This window comes from Levilactobacillus koreensis JCM 16448, from assembly GCF_001435525.1.
GTDB lineage: Bacteria > Bacillota > Bacilli > Lactobacillales > Lactobacillaceae > Levilactobacillus > Levilactobacillus koreensis.
In genome coordinates, this window is sequence record NZ_AZDP01000113.1 from 1 (window position 1) to 751 (window position 751).

Sequence of the window (751 nt, forward strand, 5' to 3'; positions counted from 1 at the left end):
GACCAGTACTAATCGGTCGAGGACTTAACCAAGTTGTAAAACGTGGTGTTCTCAAGGAAAATAATTGAATAATATCTAGTTTTGAAAGAATAAGTTCTTTCTGTAGTGTAGTGGCGATAGCCTGAAGGATACACCCGTTCCCATGCCGAACACGGAAGTTAAGCTTCAGCACGCTGATAGTAGTTGGGGGATCGCCCCCTGCGAGGATAGGACGTCGCTACGCGAATTTGGAGGATTAGCTCAGTTGGGAGAGCGTCTGCCTTACAAGCAGAGGGTCACAGGTTCGAGCCCTGTATCCTCCATTTGAGCCGTTAGCTCAGTTGGTAGAGCATCTGACTTTTAATCAGAGGGTCGACAGTTCGAGACTGTCACGGCTCATTCACCTTAGGGTGAGTGGCAATTAGATAGAACATTGATACTGGCTATGCCGACTTAGCTCAGTTGGTAGAGCACCTGTCTTGTAAACAGGGGGTCGGAAGTTCGAATCTTCTAGTCGGCATTATTTTGCGGAAGTAGTTCAGTGGTAGAACATCACCTTGCCATGGTGGGGGTCGCGGGTTCGAATCCCGTCTTCCGCTTAATACCTAACGGTATTAAGCAAAGTAACATTATTTGCACCCATAGCGCAATTGGATAGAGTGTCTGACTACGAATCAGAAGGTTGTAGGTTCGACTCCTACTGGGTGCATTTTTAACGGGAAGTAGCTCAGCTTGGTAGAGCACCTGGTTTGGGACCAGGGGGTCGCAGGTT

5 tRNA genes and 1 rRNA gene are annotated in these 751 nt (G+C 48.1%); all 6 read left to right on the forward strand.

What is annotated here, in order from left to right:
• Positions 1–106: 106 nt before the first annotated feature.
• The 6 genes from rrf to FC99_RS10540 all read left to right on the forward strand — a co-directional run bounded on the left by rrf (position 107) and on the right by FC99_RS10540 (position 688).
• A 5S ribosomal RNA gene (gene rrf / locus FC99_RS10515) occupies positions 107–223 on the forward strand.
• Positions 224–229: 6 nt separating this feature from the next.
• Positions 230–302, forward strand: a tRNA-Val gene (locus tag FC99_RS10520).
• A gap of 3 nt (positions 303–305) precedes the next feature.
• Positions 306–378: transfer RNA gene (locus tag FC99_RS10525), tRNA-Lys, on the forward strand.
• 48 nt (positions 379–426) lie between these two features.
• A tRNA-Thr gene (locus tag FC99_RS10530) sits at positions 427–499 on the forward strand.
• 7 nt (positions 500–506) lie between these two features.
• Positions 507–578, forward strand: a tRNA-Gly gene (locus tag FC99_RS10535).
• A gap of 36 nt (positions 579–614) precedes the next feature.
• Positions 615–688 (forward strand) — tRNA-Arg (locus FC99_RS10540).
• Positions 689–751 lie beyond the last annotated feature (63 nt).